The following is a 15979-nucleotide window of genomic DNA, read 5'->3' on the forward strand; positions in this document are numbered from 1 at the left end:
TTTTTTGATAACGAATGGTGGTTCAAACCATCCGACGACTCCTACTTATGTTCAAAGTCATACTCAAAGGTGAGTTTCACATTTACTTTATCACCGTTTTCCAGCAACCAACGGCTCTCTGTAGATAATGTCAAATGTTACTTTCCTTCTCAACGTGTTGTGCTATTAAATTTTCATAATACCGCCAGTATTTGCGGATGTCACAAGCTTTGAATAGCGGGCGAGGTAACCTTTTTTCACTTTCGGTTCTGGCTCTACCCAGCCTTCTCGTCTTCGGGCTAAATCTTCTTCAGAAATATCCCAATCAATTGTACGATCAATTAAATTAATTGTGATTCGGTCTCCATCTTCTACAAAGGCAATCGGTCCACCTTCAGCAGCTTCTGGTGAGATGTGTCCAATTGAAATGCCTCTTGAAGCACCTGAAAAACGGCCATCTGTCATTAAAGCGACTTTTGTACCTAATCCTCTTCCTTGGATCGCTGAAGTTGGTGCAAGCATTTCCGGCATCCCCGGTCCACCTTTAGGGCCTTCGTAACGAATGACGACAACGTGGCCTTCACGTACTTTCCCTTTGTTAATTTGCTCTTGAGCTTCTTCTTGAGAGTTGAAGCAAATGGCTTCGCCGTCAAAAATTCGAATCGATGGATCAACGGCTCCTACTTTAATAACAGCACCATCAGGAGCGATATTACCATAAAGAATCGATAAGCCACCTACAGGACTATATGCCGTTTCTTTTGTTCGAATGACATCAGTATTCGTAATTTCAGCATGAGCCACTGTTTCATAAAGAGACTTCCCTGTTATCGTCAGTCGATCTCCTTTAATAGCTCCCATGTGAATTAATTCTTTAATTATCGAAGCGACGCCACCAGCCTTATGCACATCATCCATTGAATAATCTGAAGCAGGACTTATTTTACACAAATACGGAACTCTTTCCGCCACTTCATTAATTCGAGTTAAGTCATATTCTATTTCTGCTTCATTTGCAATCGCTAATGTGTGTAACACTGTATTAGTCGAGCCACCCATTGCCATATCAAGTGCGAATGCATCATCAATTGTTTCTTCTGTGACAATATCTCGTGGTCGAATATCTTTTTCAATTAAATTCATGAGATGCTTTGCTGCATCTTTTATTAAATCATGTCTCGCTTGTGATGTGGCAACAAGTGTACCATTTCCTGGTAACGCAAGACCTAGCATTTCCATTAGTGAGTTCATGGAATTAGCGGTAAACATTCCAGAACAAGAGCCACAAGTCGGACAAGCTTGTTGTTCAATTTCAAGTAATTCTTCTCTTGTCATTTTTCCTGACGCAAATGCGCCTACGCCTTCAAATACGGAAACGAGAGATAAGCTTTGCCCATCCTTTGTTCTTCCGGCCTCCATCGGGCCACCAGAGACAAAAACGGAAGGGACATTCGTCCGTACCGATGCCATTAACATGCCAGGCGTTATTTTGTCGCAATTTGGAATATAGAAAACACCATCAAACCAATGTGCGTTAATTACCGTTTCCGCTGCGTCGCAAATAATTTCTCGACTTGGGAGTGAATACCTCATCCCAATATGCCCCATTGCGATTCCATCATCTACACCTATTGTATTGAATTCAAACGGAATCCCTCCGGCATCAATAATCGCTTGCTTCGCTACTTCTGCAAACTTATTTAGATGCATGTGCCCAGGAATGATATCAATATATGAATTACAAACACCGATGAACGGTTTATCCATATCTTCCTCACTTACACCTGCTGCACGAAGAAGACTCCTATGAGGTGCGCGATCAATTCCTTTCTTGATCATGTCGCTTCTCACATCAATCTCCCCTTACTAAACTGTTATTTCTTGTGAACAAAAATATCCACCTGAGAAATACATCTGTTTTTTGTTTAACTATTATTGAAACTTACTATACGCGTGTTCATTTTTAAGGTCAACCTTTTTTTAAAAAGAAATTTAATCTTTCTGTCATTTGAATACGCTTACAGTCTCAAGGGATTAAGGATTCAACCTATGAAAAAATCTTTTTAAAAAAGGCTATAAATTTCTGAAAAACGGGGATAGTAAAAAAAGGTGGTGATTTGATGCAAGCAAACCATAATAAGAGAAAAAGCAAATTTGCTCCTTTATCCTTTCTAGTCAATCTGTTTAAACCTGTAAACCGTCCTTCTCTCATTCTCGTTACAAATCATTGGAATGAATGTAAAAACGAGTCTCAACGACTACTTTGCCGAACGCTAAGAGAAAACGGCTTGTATGCGTCACCAGATTTTTTTGTAGGCAACATTCTTGTTCATGTTGCATTGGTACCTTACCGAATTGCTTTCTTGAAAAAACAAGATAGCATCCAAGAAAAAAAAGCAACTCGCTCGTTACAGCGAAAAGGATGGACCGTTTATTTCATTTCTGAAGATCAGCTAAAAGAAGATGTTAACACATTTTTATACGCGTTTAATAAACAAGCGCAACCTCTTAAAAACGCCTCCCCCCAATAAATGTAGGCGTTTTTAGTTTTGTCTTTTTCATAGTTCTTTACTCAGAGGAATACATTGTAAGAAGCTTTTTGAAAGGAGCATGCTATGCTGTTTTTAAAAGATCATCCAAACTTACAAGGATTTGAGATTGGGGCATTCTCGTACGGATCAACACTTGAAATTGTACATTTAGTTCCAAATGTGACATTAAAAATCGGAAATTATTGTTCATTTGCGGCAGGTGTACACATTCTTTTAGGTGCGGACCATCAAGTTGACTGGATTACCACTTACCCATTTAACGTTTTCTATCCTACTATATCAACAACAACTGAACACCCAACGAGTAAAGGTGATATTATTGTCGGTAATGATGTCTGGGTGGCAAGTGGTGCGGTCCTTTTATCAGGCATTACGATCGGTGATGGAGCCATTATCGCTGCCAATGCCGTTGTTAGCAAAGACGTTTCACCCTACTGCATTGTAGCAGGCAACCCGGCTAAACCGATTAAATACAGGTTTACAGAGGAACAACGAGAGCAGCTCTTACAAATAAAATGGTGGGATTGGCCAGTGGATGAAGTCATCCAACTATCGCCTGTTTTACAATCTGGCGATATCGACCAATTAGTCGCTTATGCAAAACAGCGATCGACGTAAGATGAGCATTACCAGTTCGTGGTGCTGTCAGTATGGCCGCCGGTTACCATTCTGGTATCAACCGAGCAGTAGGACAATACAAAGTGTATTCACATCAAGATAGTTTTATTCTGAACCAATCTTTTCTATACGACCTGCTTTTTATATTTCAGAATAATAAAAACCTCGGTTTATTTGGTGTCATTGGCACTAGAGAATTGCCGTTCCGTGGTATGTGGTGGCTAAGTGACTAAAAGGTTAAAGTGGGAAAAATCATCGAAGTTCGCGATACGTTTAAACGATGGCCTTTTAATGGCGGCACAATATGACCTAACTTGGTCAGAGGAAGCCATTACAGGTTGGCATTTTTATGACACTGCCCAACCTTTGCTCTATGCAGCAAAGGGATTTGATGTAGGTGTAGCACACCAGCCAAGTCCATGGGTCATTCACTATTGCGGCGACTCTACGATGAAAGGCTATTATGAAGCGTTACCGGCTTTTCAGCAATGGCGCAAACAGTTAAAGCAAACGTTACAGTAGCGCACGTCAACCTACCCTTTTCATACTAAAAAACCCCTCTTTCAAGCAAGAGGGGTTTCACTATGTATTATATAAGCGTCCCAGGAGAGATTCGAACTCCCGACCGACGGCTTAGAAGGCCGTTGCTCTATCCTGCTGAGCTACTGGGACAATGGAGCGGGTGATGGGAATCGAACCCACATCATCAGCTTGGAAGGCTGAGGTTTTACCACTAAACTACACCCGCATGGTTTTTATCAAACATCTGCTATGTGATGCTTTTAAAAAAATGAGTTTGACATGGCTATGATCATGCCATTCTGTTATGTAACGCTTATGAACAGCGCCGCAAGAACTATTTGCGACGCTTATAAATATACACGATTAAAGCTAAAGTGTCAACTAGTATAAAGAAATTTGTTAAGCTTTCTAGCTGTATTTAGCGGGAAGTAAAACGAGCTTGTAACTCTTCAATGGCTTTACCGTCAATTGTGTAGTAATCAACGCTCACTGTGTCTTCGGACAATTCAATAAGGCAGTACGATCCTTCAAACGAACCTTTAGGTAATCGAAGGCTCCCAGGATTAATTGTAATCACGTTATCGAATCTCTGTACTTTCGGAATGTGGGTATGTCCATAGATCGCAATGGATGCTGCATTGTCCTGCGCTTTACGCACAAGCTCTCCTAAGGAACTCTTTACACCCTCATGATGCCCATGGGTTAATTGAATGCGATGTCCTACTAAATCAAATGTCTCTTCTGAGGGAAAAGCAGCGAATACATCACAATTTCCTGCTACCGTTTTAACATCCATGAGTACAGCCGCATCAACCGGTAATTCGGAATCTCCGGCATGAAGAATGAGGTCAACTTGACTTCTGAGAGGGTTTAAAAAGGAGACTAGTTCTTCTTCCCACCCATGTGTATCGCTTAAAACAAGAATCTTCATGTTTATTCTCCTAACAAATAATCTTTTAGCTGTTCAATGGCTCTTGCGCGATGGCTAATTTCATTTTTTTCCTCTAAAGTCAACTGTGCCATCGTTTTAGCGGTTTGACCAACATAAAAAATAGGATCGTAGCCAAATCCATGCTCTCCCACTTGTTCATGGGAAATAAAGCCTTCGCACTGTCCTTCAAAGAAAATGGTTTCCTTATTCGGGCTAGCTAGGGCAATGGTACATACAAATCGGGCTGTTCGGTCTTGTTCAGCAACTCCTCTTAAATCTTCAAGTACTTTTTCGATATTAGCTTGATCATTTTTCTCTTCGCCTGCATAACGAGCTGAAAATACCCCTGGTCTTCCATTTAAAGCATCGATGACTAACCCAGAGTCATCAGCAACAACCGTTTCGTTTAGCGCAGTTGAAAGAACCTCCGCTTTCTTTTGCGCATTATCTTGAAATGTTTGGCCATCCTCAATAATGTCAGGAATGTGGGGGTAATCTAAAAGAGACTTTACTTCATACATACCCTGAAATAGTTTTTTAAAATCTTCTACTTTCCCTTTATTCGACGTTGCGATTAGTAGTTCTTTCATAGCTAGATCCCCTCTTTTCCCTAAGTAAGCTCACCTATTATGGCTTTCTGTGCTTCTATAAGCTGTTTAATGCCTGCTTCTGCGAGATCTAACAACTCATTTAATTGCACTCTACTAAAGACCGCTTCCTCACCACTGCCTTGTATCTCAACGAATGCTCCAGCACCTGTTTGCACAACGTTCATGTCAACATCCGCTGTAGAATCTTCACTGTAATCTAAATCACACAAAGCCCCTTTGCCTTCTACTATACCAACAGACACAGCAGCAAGATAATCTTTAACGAAACGCTTTTCGACGCCTTCTGTCTTTTGTAAGGCAAGTACCATCGCAACAAATGCACCCGTTATCGCCGCTGTACGTGTACCACCATCCGCTTGAATAACATCACAATCAATCCAGATTGTTTTCTCACCAAGCTTGTCCAGATCCACAACTGCTCGCAAACATCTTCCAATTAATCGCTGAATTTCCATTGTTCGTCCACTAAGCTTTCCTTTAGCAGCTTCTCGGATCGTTCGTTGCTCAGTCGCTCTTGGTAACATGGCATATTCAGCTGTAAGCCAGCCTTTTTTTTGTCCTCGTAAAAAAGGCGGCACTTTATTTTCGATCGTCGCTGTACAAATCACCTTTGTCTCACCAACTGTGATCAGTACTGACCCTTCCGCGTGCTTTGTAAAATTCGGCACAATCTCGACTGGTCGAATTTGATTATGATTTCTGCCATTATGTCTCATGTATTTTACCCCTCTTCTTATCAAGAAGATTTTCTCTTTATCGTCGTATAGTATAACATAATAAAAAGAGCACCTGTAAGGACAGGTGCTCAATTCTTATAATGGATTTTTATTAATATGTGCTGGTCGTTGAATCGTCTCTACTGCTTCACCTGATTCAGAAAAGACATTCTCTTTACCATTGACAAGAATTGAAATTTTTTCGACATCGTTTCGTTCTGTTAGCGATAGCGCAATAGATTCGATAATGGACTGCTCAATATATGCTTGATCGCCAACCATCGTTTGAATGGCTTCATTAAAATCAAGAACGAGCTCACCATCTTTAATTTCAGGATCGTTCAGCAACATCATATCGTCATTCATCTCTGTAAGCAGTGTTCTCATTTGTAAAGATGGACCGTCGATTAACTCATTCACTACAGTAACAATTTCATTATCTGCATCTGCAACTCTTCGCGTAACTGGAACATAGTACGTTTCATTTTCATGAGACCCTAGGAAATAAACGGTTACATCTTGACTATTCGTAAAGTCAACGACATTGCTATAGTCTAAATTTATACCGTCTTCTCGACTAAAGTTGCCAACGATAGGCGTTTCGCTCATCGGTAACTGCTCTAGTTCTACCCCGTTCACTTCGATTTTCACTTCATCGACATCTTCGAATTGTGTTAATGTCCATGTCACCGCTTCAAACATGCCCTTCTCATCTGCCACATTGTATTCCTCGAATTCATTCGAAAAATTAGCAACAGCAATCTTATCTTCTTTTAAATGATTTACATCTACCGTTGTTCCTGCAGGTAAGACAGCTCTAAACCCATTCGGTAATACATCTTGAAGCGGGCCATCTGCAACAAGATACTCTAACGATTGCTTCATAGTACTATCTGTTTTAGGAAGTTCGATTGTTTGCGGTACGACCATACCATTACTATCGAATAAGTAAAGTTGACGCAGGTTTTGCGCTTCTGGATCTTGATCAGGCGTTTGCTCAGCATCCGCTTCATTGTTCTCGTCTGTATCCTTATTTTCCTCAGCATCCGATTCCTCTTCAGAATCTTCTTCATCTGCTTCACTCAAGGAAGGATCCGTTTCTTCCGTTTCGTTTGTGTACGTGATTTCCGGATCATCTAAACTTACAGGCTCATCCGCTCCAGTTGAACACCCTACTGCTAATGTAAGTGTGACAATAAGTGGCGCACTGATTCCAACTAATTTCCGCATTGCTTTCCCTCCCAGAATGGTTGTACTTCCATGTATACGAGCCTACTGTTCGGTTTAGACCAGCTTGTTCAAGAAAATAAAAAAAACGCTCTTAAAAGAGCGCTTTTTTTAACCATATCTTTCAGAAGCGACTAGGAACGTACCGGGAGCTTTTCCCCTAGCACGTCTAAGCGCTCTTGATGCTGTTCTGGCGAGAGCTGCTGTTCCTTGACATATAAATTTCTCGGATGCACACGGCATTCAGGTGTACAGCCGCGTAAATATTTATGCTCATTATCTTCAGAAGCAAGGATCTGTTTATTACATTCTGGATTTGCACAATTCACGTACCGTTCGCAAGGCTGTCCATCAAAATAATCTTTTCCAATTACTTTCGGATCAACTTGATTAATTGGGACCGTTAAACGTTCGTCAAAAACGTAGCACTGTCCGTCCCATAATTCTCCTTGGACTTCTGGGTCTTTTCCGTATGTCACAATCCCACCATGAAGTTGAGACACATCTTCAAAGCCCTCTTGCTTTAACCACCCAGAGAATTTTTCACAGCGAATGCCACCCGTACAGTAGGTTAAAATCTTTTTGTCTTCAAATTGCTCTTTGTTTTCACGAATCCATTCTGGTAGCTCTCTAAACGTTTTTATATCTGGCCGTACGGCACCTCTAAAATGACCTACATCATATTCATAGTCATTTCGAGCATCAATAACAACTGTATTCTCTTGCTGCATCGCTTCTTTCCACTCAGCAGGAGATAGATAATTCCCTGTCACTTCAAGGGGATTAACATCATCTTCATGCAACCTCAACGTTACAAGTTCTTCGCGCGGTCGTACATGCATTTTCTTAAAGACATGCATTTCTTCAAAATCCTCTTTAAACACAATTCCTTCAAAGAGCGGATTTGACTCAAGCGCCTGTTTATATTGATCGGTTTGCTCTTTTAAGCCAGACACCGTTCCGTTGATCCCTTCCGTCGCAACAAGAATGCGGCCTTTTAAATCTAAACTTTTACAAAATGCTAAATGATCAATCGCGAATTGCTCCGGATCCTCAATGGTTGTGTAATGATAGTACAACAATACACGGTATTCTTTTTCCATGTTCACCTATCTCCTTATATTTGCAAGATACAATTTGCAGGTGGCTTACCTCAATTTACATCTGTGCTACTTTTATTCCACTCCATATTATACAAAAATATCACCAAATGTCTAGCTTGCAAAAAAAAGCTGCCCCGTCAAGGTTTAGTAAGCAACCTTACAGGACAGCATCTATTGAATGTATTTATTCAACGCCGAAAAATGCTTCAGCTTTCTTTAAGTATTTTTCGTCTTCAGGTGCCATTTCGTACTCCTCAACAATCGCATCTACCGGGCAAACTCCTTGGCAAGCACCACAATCGATACAAATATCCGGATTAATGTAGTATTGATCTTCTCCCTCTTCAATACAATCTACAGGACAAACATCAACACATTCTCCCGCTTTTTCACCAATACATGGACTTAAAATTACAAAAGCCATTCTTTGTTACACTCCTTTGTATAAAACCGAAGCTTGTTTACTTCAAATTTTGTAGTTCATTATAGTACTAGCATACACTCGATTCCGAAAAACTTAAAGCATTTCACTCAAAATCTTTCCTTATTTATACCCTATCGCTCTACTTTTAAACGGTGGTCGAGTGTAATGGACTCGATTTGAGCCGATATCAAGTTAAACCGATCTCGAGCAAACGCTTCAAACGGCTTCGCTGCGCCTGTAGTAAAGAATCTGTGCTGTGGCGTTTGACCAGCTGTTCGGTTTAACGATTGATGGAACAGCACACTACTCACTTCTCTAGCCGTTTCCTCTCCAGAAGAAATAACTGTAACGTGAGAAGGTAGATTGTGTTCAATGATGGGCTTTAACAGTGGATAGTGTGTGCACCCTAAAATCAACGTGTCATACGTCCCATTTTGTAGTGGTTCTAACGATTCTTTTACGATTAACTCCGCCTCTTCGCCAGCGATGATCCCCTGTTCAACGAGTGGAACAAATAATGGACAAGCTAGACTTTCTACCTGTACGTCTTCACTTATGGACGAAAGAGCTAGAGAGTACGCTTGACTCTTTATTGTTCCAGTTGTTCCAATCACGGCTATCTGTTGATTGTTCGTCACTTTCATAGCGGTAATAGCGCCTGGTTGAATAACACCCACTACAGGAATGTCTAACTGTTGCCTTGCTTCATGCAACACAACAGCTGTAGCTGTATTACAGGCAATGACGATCATCTTCACTTCAAATGTCAATAAGTGGTCAATCATTTCCCACGTATAGCGCCGTACCTCTTCAACGGATCTCGGTCCGTAAGGGCAACGTTTTGAATCGCCTACATAGTAAATAGCTTCCTTCGGCAATTGACGCATTAGTTCCGTAGCAACCGTTAATCCGCCATACCCCGAGTCAATAACCCCGATCGGTTTATCCATAAAGTTCTCTCCTCAATAAAACGATCTTACACTATTCTGACCGAATTTCTCGTTTCGTCTTCATTGTTTCTAACAGCATGCTCAAGTTTTCTTCAAGTATGTTAACTTGTTCACATGAAAAATCTTCGAGCATTTCAGCTAAATAATGCTGACGCTTTTTTATCACTTCTAAAATGATCTCTTGACCTTTTGTCTTTAAATGTATTCGGACGACACGACGGTCGGATTCATCTTTAACTCTTGACACGAGCTCATTTTTTTCCATACGATCGATTAAATCGGTTGTCGTACTACAAGCGAGATGCATGCGATCAGAAAGTTCACCTATGGTCATATCACCATATTCATTGAGCCATTGGAGCGCGACAAATTGTGGCGGAGTAATGGGAAAATGCGTTAAAATCTCCCTTCCTTTTTGCCTCACTAAATCTGCTACTTTTCGTAGAGACTTTTCAATATCCTCAAACTGGCGATAGGATACCTCATACGTTTTTTCCAACCAAAACACCTCCGCAATTAATCAAACCGTACCTCTTTTATTCTCATTGTACCTAACTATTTCCTATTACCGCAACCAGTACTTCCAACAATTTAAAGGCAGTTTCACTACATTCCTTTAAATAACCAGACTGTACAACACGCGTAATTAAAAAAATTGAGAGAATGCGTTATCATTCTCCCAATCCTTTTTGACCTATATCAGCTAATTTAACAGCCTTTTTATTGATAATGCTTTTTAACTAACGTTTCCACCGCTTCTGATGTACTCTCAAGCAAAGCGTTTTGAGCAAAAGTACTTAACTCTTCTTTAGAAAGCTTACTTAGCTGACTACGCGCTGGTAAAACAGATGTCGCACTCATACTAAATTCGTCTAATCCAAGACCAAGTAACAATGGAATGGCAATCTCATCTCCTGCCATCTCCCCACACATACCTACCCATTTGTTTTCTGCATGCGCTGCCTTAATAACCATATCAATTAGCCTTAGCACAGCAGGGTGATACGGTTGATAGAGATAGGACACACGTTCATTCATGCGATCCGCTGCCATTGTGTACTGAATTAAGTCATTTGTTCCAATACTAAAGAAATCAACTTCTTTTGCAAATTGTGGTGCCGCTACAGCAGTGGAAGGGATTTCTACCATGATTCCTACTTCCAGTTCCTCTGAAACCGTTACACCGTCTGCTTTTAGCTTTTCTTTCTCATCAGCTAAAATTTCTTTTGCTTCACGAAGTTCTTCGATTGTCGCAATCATTGGGAACATAATTTTTAAATTTCCGTATGCACTAGCTCTTAAAAGCGCACGTAATTGGTCACGAAACATATCTTGTTTTTCTAAACAAAGACGAATCGCACGGAAACCTAAAAACGGGTTCATTTCTTCCGGTAAATCAAGGTACGGAAGCTCCTTATCGCCACCAATGTCGAGTGTACGGATCACAACAGGCTTGCCTTCCATTCGTTCAACCACTTCTTTATACGCTTCAAACTGTTCTTCTTCACTAGGAAGCTCTGTTCTTCCCATATAAAGAAATTCTGTACGATAAAGACCAATGCCTTCTGCACCATTTGCAAGTACACCGTCTAAGTCTTGAGGAGTTCCAATATTAGCTGCTAATTCAACATGAACACCGTCTTTTGTGACTGTTTGTTCATTAACAAGCTTAGCCCATTCCGCTTTTTGTTCAGCAAACTGTTGTTGTTTTTGCTTGTAAGTAGTAAGTTCCTCTTCTGATGGGTTAATTAAAACATCGCCATCAATACCATCAACGATAATCATATCGCCATTGGCAATCGTTTTCGTCGCTTGTTTTGTTCCAACAACTGCTGGAATCTCTAAAGAACGAGACATAATAGCAGAATGTGATGTACGGCCACCAATATCTGTGGCAAAACCTTTAATGACAGCTGGGTTTAATTGCGCTGTATCAGAAGGCGTTAAATCATGTGCAATAATAACAGTATCTTCGGCGATTGCTGCCAATGATACTACTTGAATGCCCATTAAGTGCCCTAATACACGACGAGATACATCACGAATATCAGCAGCACGTTCTTGCATATATGCATTATCCATGTTTTCGAACATGGAAATAAACATATTAGCTACTTCGTTTAATGCATATTCAGCTGTAACTCCATCATCATTAATTTTTCCCTTTACAGAATCAATTAATTCAGGGTCACTTAATACAAGTAAGTGGGCAGAGAAAATCTCAGCTTTATCTTCGCCAAGTTCTTTTAATGCCTTTTGTTTAATTTCTTCTAGTTCTTTCGTAGATTGTGCTAACGCTTCCGTTAAACGTTCTACTTCTTTCTCTTTGTTCGATGCTTCTTTTTGCTTAACCGTAAAGTCAGGTTCTTCATGAACAAAAGCTTTAGCAATCGCGATTCCTGCAGAAGCAGCGATTCCTGTTAGTGTGTTACTCATTATTCTCCTAATCCCTCTTTTACAACTTCTTCAATTGCTGCTAATGCTTCATCAGCGTCCGAACCTTCTGCTTTAATTGTTACATCAGCGCCTTGTCCAACACCTAATGACATAACACCCATAATGGATTTTAAGTTTACAGACTTTCCTTTATACTCTAACGTAATATCTGAAGAGAATTGACCTGCTTTGTTCACAAGCTGTGTTGCTGGACGAGCATGAATTCCTGTTTCCGCTGTAATTTTAAACGTTTTTTCTGGCATAATAAGTTCCTCTTTTCTATAGAATAATTTAGTTGTGTCCGATTTTTTTGATCTTTCTCAACCATACCCGGAATGAGCAATAACTAACATCATGTTTCATTAAAAAATCTAAAACCTCATTCAGGCTAGATCTTTGTTTAAAACATCGTCATTATAGCATGCCCCATTTCCCCTTTCAACACAAAAGAATCCTTATTTCTTTGTATTTAGACTAAATCCGACATCAAATGCTCACAAGCGTATTTCGACACCTTGTTTTAGAAGTTTTTTCATGAATGCTCACATCTTCCATTCATTATACATATACTGTTTTGACTAAAGCCTTTCTGGTTACGATAGCCATCTCTTAGCCCGGCATGAAGGAGTGAACATATTGAAAGGAGCAGACTTCGGACCTAAACCCTTGCTTACAAAAAGGGAACGCGAAGTATTCGAACTACTTGTCCAAGATCAAACGACAAAAGAAATAGCGAATCATCTTTTTATTAGCGAAAAAACCGTTCGTAATCACATTTCGAACACAATGCAGAAATTGGGAGTAAAGGGGCGCTCTCAAGCAGTAATTGAGCTTATTCGACTTGGAGAAATTCAAATATAAAAAAAGCCTGCAAAGGGCTTTTTTTATATGCGTATTTTTTGCTTAATGGATTCTTGAAAAGGAGATGCCTTCCCTGTTTTTCCGTCAATTTGGACAAGTGAACCGCGGCCAAGCAAAGTCGGTTGATCATTTACTAAGCCTAAATAATGAAGTTCCATTGACGAAGTCCCTAGCTGCTGAATCTTCACGCCAACGTTCACCTGATCTCCATATTTCATTTGTGCTACATAATCACACTGTAAGTCTGCAGTAACAATCATTAATCCATTGCCTTTTAGCCATTCTTCCATTAACCCTTTGCTTTCAAAAAAAGCTAAACGCGCTTGTTCAAAGTAAATAAAAGCAACGGTGTTATTCACATGTCCAAATGCATCTGTTTCCGAAAAACGAACGGAGATGTCTGTAAAGAAATCAAATTCTTTTTTCCAGTCTTCTAGATTTTCAATATATGCTGGTAACCGCAAAGGTATCGCTCCTTTTGATAAAAAAAAGACTGCCTAAAAGACAGCCTTTTTCGAGTTTTAATAACTACCAAAGAAATTTTTAAAGGATTGCAGCGCCGTTGCACGATTCAGCGAGGCAATGGATGTTGTCAAAGGAATTCCTTTCGGACAAGACTGCACACAGTTTTGTGAGTTTCCACAATTCAACAGTCCCCCTTCATCCATTAATGCTTCAAGTCGTTCTTCTTTATTCATTTCACCAGTTGGATGAGCATTAAACAAACGAACTTGTGACAATGCGGCTGGACCGATAAACTCTGATTTTGAGTTTACATTCGGACAAGACTCTAAACAAACACCACATGTCATACATTTTGAGAGTTCATATGCCCATTGACGGCGTTTCTCAGGCATTCTCGGCCCTGGACCTAAATCATACGTACCATCGACCGGAATCCACGCTTTTACTTTCTTCAATGAGTCAAACATGCGGCTACGGTCTACCATTAAATCACGAACGATCGGGAATGTGCGCATTGGCTCTAAACGTATTGGCTGTTCCAGTTTATCAATTAAAGCTGTACACGATTGCTGTGGTTTGCCGTTAATGACCATTGAACATGCCCCGCACACTTCTTCTAAGCAGTTCATATCCCACGCTACCGGTGTTGTACGCTCACCTTTCGCGTTAACTGGGTTACGTCGAATTTCCATCAAGCAAGAAATGACGTTAAGGTTTGGCCGATACGGAAGTTTAAATTCTTCATCGTATACGCTACCGTCTGGACCATCTTGTCTTGAGATAATAATCGTAATCATGTCACTCATTTCGCTGCAGCTCCTTTACTTTTTTGTGTATAGTCACGTTTACGCGGTTTAATAAGTGACGTATCGACTTCTTCATATTCAAAATCTGGAGCCCCTGTTGCTGGATTATACCAAGCTTTTGTTGTTTTTAAGAACTCTTCATCGTTACGCTCAGGGAAGTCTGGTTTGTAGTGAGCCCCGCGACTTTCATTACGATTGTACGCACCAATTGTAATAACCCTTGCAAGGTTTAACATTCCTTCTAATTGACGCGTAAAGGATGCCCCTTGGTTCGACCAGCGAGATGTGTCGTTAATGTTAATGTTTTTAAAGCGCTCCATTAGTTCTTGAATCTTTTCATCGGTTTTTAAAAGCTTATCGTTGTAACGAACAACGGTTACGTTATCCGTCATCCATTCACCAAGCTCTTTATGAAGAACGTATGCATTTTCTTTACCGTCCATCTTTAGGATGGATTCAAACTTATCTTGTTCTTTTTTCACTTCTCCTTCAAATAAAGAAGAGGACAAGTCTTCTGCCGCTTGATCTAATCCATTAATATAGTCAAGCGCTTTTGGACCTGCCACCATACCGCCGTAAATAGCAGATAGCAATGAGTTTGCACCTAAACGGTTTGCTCCGTGCTGAGAATAGTCACACTCACCAGCTGCGAATAGTCCAGGAATATTTGTCATTTGATCATAATCGACCCACATGCCACCCATTGAATAGTGAACAGCAGGGAAAATTTTCATTGGTACTTTACGAGGATCATCACCCATGAACTTTTCATAAATTTCAATGATGCCGCCTAGTTTAATATCAAGTTCTTTTGGATCCTTGTGGGAAAGATCAAGATAAACCATGTTTTCCCCATTAATGCCAAGACCTTCATCAACACATACATGAAAGATCTCACGTGTCGCAATATCACGAGGAACAAGGTTTCCATAAGCTGGATATTTCTCTTCTAAGAAATACCAAGGCTTTCCGTCTTTATAAGTCCAAACTCGTCCACCCTCACCACGGGCTGACTCACTCATTAGACGCAATTTGTCGTCTCCTGGAATCGCTGTAGGATGAATTTGGATGAATTCACCGTTGGCATACGCTACACCTTGCTCATACAACTTCGCTGCTGCATAGCCTGTATTGATCATGGAATTCGTAGATTTTCCGAAGATAATTCCTGGTCCACCTGTTGCCATAATAACTGCATCGGCTGGAAAACTTCTAATTTCAGCAGAATTTAATTCTTGCGCCGTTAAGCCGCGACAAACCCCGTCATCAATAATGGCCGATAAAAACTCCCAACCTTCATATTTCGTTACGAGACCTTGTACTTCATAACGTCGAACTTGTTCATCTAGTGCATAAAGTAACTGCTGACCAGTTGTTGCCCCAGCAAAGGCTGTTCGGTGATGCTGCGTTCCACCAAAACGACGGAAATCAAGTAATCCCTCTGGTGTTCGATTAAACATCACGCCCATTCGGTCCATCAAATGGATAATAGACGGTGCTGCGTCTGCCATTGCTTTTACTGGAGGTTGGTTTGCTAAGAAATCGCCTCCATAAACCGTATCATCAAAATGTAGTGCCGGAGAATCTCCTTCTCCTTTTGTATTAACCGCTCCATTAATACCACCTTGGGCACAAACAGAGTGGGAACGTTTTACTGGTACAATTGAAAAGAGATCAACAGGAACCCCTTTTTCAGCAATTTTTATGGCTGCCATCAAGCCAGCTAAACCGCCGCCAACTACAGCTATTCTTCCTTTACTCATTTCGTCCACTCCCTA

Annotated in this window: 18 protein-coding genes, 2 tRNA genes, 1 pseudogene and 1 other annotated feature (1 of these 22 only partly in view); of the genes and pseudogenes, 5 read left to right on the top strand and 16 right to left on the bottom strand. The window is 40.5% G+C overall.

What is annotated here, in order from left to right; genetic code table 11:
• Positions 1–162, bottom strand: a binding site (T-box leader) (it extends 63 nt beyond the left edge of the window).
• Positions 163–165: 3 nt separating this feature from the next.
• A complete protein-coding gene (ilvD, locus tag PQ477_RS01225) occupies positions 166–1830 on the bottom strand; it encodes a dihydroxy-acid dehydratase (RefSeq protein ID WP_144559324.1) in 1665 nt (554 codons plus the stop codon).
• A gap of 269 nt (positions 1831–2099) precedes the next feature.
• On the opposite strand from ilvD, the gene PQ477_RS01230 reads away from it, so the two are divergent.
• From PQ477_RS01230 to PQ477_RS01245, 4 genes and pseudogenes are all read left to right on the top strand, one after another.
• The gene (locus PQ477_RS01230; protein WP_052008062.1) at positions 2100–2510 is read left to right on the top strand and encodes a hypothetical protein; all 411 of its coding nucleotides are present in this window, start codon (positions 2100–2102) and stop codon (positions 2508–2510) included.
• 84 nt (positions 2511–2594) lie between these two features.
• Positions 2595–3149, top strand: coding sequence for a CatB-related O-acetyltransferase (locus PQ477_RS01235; protein ID WP_035395927.1), 555 nt, complete (start codon positions 2595–2597; stop codon positions 3147–3149).
• A 20-nt stretch (positions 3150–3169) separates the two neighbouring features.
• Positions 3170–3382: pseudogene (locus tag PQ477_RS01240) on the top strand (glycosyltransferase); the annotation flags it as partial.
• Entirely contained in the window at positions 3375–3671 is a 297-nt protein-coding gene (locus PQ477_RS01245; RefSeq protein WP_274272857.1) for a glycosyltransferase, read from the top strand. The pseudogene PQ477_RS01240 and the gene PQ477_RS01245, both read left to right, overlap by 8 nt.
• Before the next feature lie 76 nt (positions 3672–3747).
• Here the strand turns inward: PQ477_RS01245 and PQ477_RS01250 are convergent.
• The 12 genes from PQ477_RS01250 to PQ477_RS01305 all read right to left on the bottom strand — a co-directional run bounded on the left by PQ477_RS01250 (position 3748) and on the right by PQ477_RS01305 (position 12332).
• Positions 3748–3821, bottom strand: a tRNA-Arg gene (locus PQ477_RS01250).
• Positions 3822–3823: 2 nt separating this feature from the next.
• Positions 3824–3897, bottom strand: a tRNA-Gly gene (locus tag PQ477_RS01255).
• A 192-nt stretch (positions 3898–4089) separates the two neighbouring features.
• Complete coding sequence (locus tag PQ477_RS01260; RefSeq protein WP_035398143.1) at positions 4090–4602, bottom strand: metallophosphoesterase family protein; 513 nt, start codon at positions 4600–4602, stop codon at positions 4090–4092.
• Positions 4603–4604: 2 nt separating this feature from the next.
• On the bottom strand, positions 4605–5192 hold the full coding sequence (locus PQ477_RS01265) for an XTP/dITP diphosphatase (RefSeq protein WP_274272858.1): 588 nt from the start codon (positions 5190–5192) through the stop codon (positions 4605–4607).
• A 20-nt stretch (positions 5193–5212) separates the two neighbouring features.
• Entirely contained in the window at positions 5213–5929 is a 717-nt protein-coding gene (gene rph, locus PQ477_RS01270) for a ribonuclease PH (RefSeq protein WP_035398141.1), read from the bottom strand.
• Positions 5930–6025: 96 nt separating this feature from the next.
• Positions 6026–7159: a GerMN domain-containing protein gene (locus PQ477_RS01275; RefSeq protein WP_144559327.1), complete on the bottom strand. Its 1134-nt coding sequence runs from the start codon at positions 7157–7159 to the stop codon at positions 6026–6028.
• A 131-nt stretch (positions 7160–7290) separates the two neighbouring features.
• The gene (gene trhO, locus PQ477_RS01280; protein ID WP_274272859.1) at positions 7291–8259 is read right to left on the bottom strand and encodes an oxygen-dependent tRNA uridine(34) hydroxylase TrhO; all 969 of its coding nucleotides are present in this window, start codon (positions 8257–8259) and stop codon (positions 7291–7293) included.
• 184 nt (positions 8260–8443) lie between these two features.
• A complete protein-coding gene (gene fdxA, locus PQ477_RS01285; protein WP_035398139.1) occupies positions 8444–8683 on the bottom strand; it encodes a 4Fe-4S ferredoxin in 240 nt (79 codons plus the stop codon).
• Between the two features lie 131 nt (positions 8684–8814).
• Positions 8815–9633, bottom strand: a complete 819-nt coding sequence (gene racE, locus PQ477_RS01290; RefSeq protein WP_144559329.1) for a glutamate racemase — start codon at positions 9631–9633, stop codon at positions 8815–8817.
• A gap of 31 nt (positions 9634–9664) precedes the next feature.
• Entirely contained in the window at positions 9665–10132 is a 468-nt protein-coding gene (locus PQ477_RS01295) for a MarR family winged helix-turn-helix transcriptional regulator (protein ID WP_144559330.1), read from the bottom strand.
• A gap of 221 nt (positions 10133–10353) precedes the next feature.
• On the bottom strand, positions 10354–12069 hold the full coding sequence (gene ptsP, locus PQ477_RS01300; RefSeq protein ID WP_274272860.1) for a phosphoenolpyruvate--protein phosphotransferase: 1716 nt from the start codon (positions 12067–12069) through the stop codon (positions 10354–10356).
• The gene (locus tag PQ477_RS01305; protein WP_035398136.1) at positions 12069–12332 is read right to left on the bottom strand and encodes a phosphocarrier protein HPr; all 264 of its coding nucleotides are present in this window, start codon (positions 12330–12332) and stop codon (positions 12069–12071) included. The genes ptsP and PQ477_RS01305 overlap by 1 nt, the downstream gene beginning before the upstream one ends.
• 373 nt (positions 12333–12705) lie before the next feature.
• Here PQ477_RS01305 and PQ477_RS01310 point away from each other — a divergent pair, with 373 nt between their 5' ends.
• A complete protein-coding gene (locus PQ477_RS01310; RefSeq protein WP_035398135.1) occupies positions 12706–12930 on the top strand; it encodes a helix-turn-helix domain-containing protein in 225 nt (74 codons plus the stop codon).
• A gap of 23 nt (positions 12931–12953) precedes the next feature.
• Here the strand turns inward: PQ477_RS01310 and PQ477_RS01315 are convergent, their stop codons facing one another.
• From PQ477_RS01315 to sdhA, 3 genes are read right to left on the bottom strand one after another with little or no spacing between them, the layout of a single operon-like run.
• On the bottom strand, positions 12954–13394 hold the full coding sequence (locus PQ477_RS01315; RefSeq protein WP_035398133.1) for an acyl-CoA thioesterase: 441 nt from the start codon (positions 13392–13394) through the stop codon (positions 12954–12956).
• Positions 13395–13451: 57 nt separating this feature from the next.
• Positions 13452–14201, bottom strand: a complete 750-nt coding sequence (gene sdhB / locus PQ477_RS01320; protein WP_060703812.1) for a succinate dehydrogenase iron-sulfur subunit — start codon at positions 14199–14201, stop codon at positions 13452–13454.
• Positions 14198–15964 (bottom strand): succinate dehydrogenase flavoprotein subunit, encoded by a 1767-nt coding sequence (sdhA, locus tag PQ477_RS01325; protein WP_144559332.1) that lies wholly within the window; start codon positions 15962–15964, stop codon positions 14198–14200. The genes sdhB and sdhA overlap by 4 nt, the downstream gene beginning before the upstream one ends.
• Between the last annotated feature and the right edge of the window lie 15 nt (positions 15965–15979).

It is taken from the genome of Shouchella hunanensis (assembly GCF_028735875.1).
Classification (GTDB): Bacteria; Bacillota; Bacilli; order Bacillales; family Bacillaceae_D; genus Shouchella; species Shouchella hunanensis.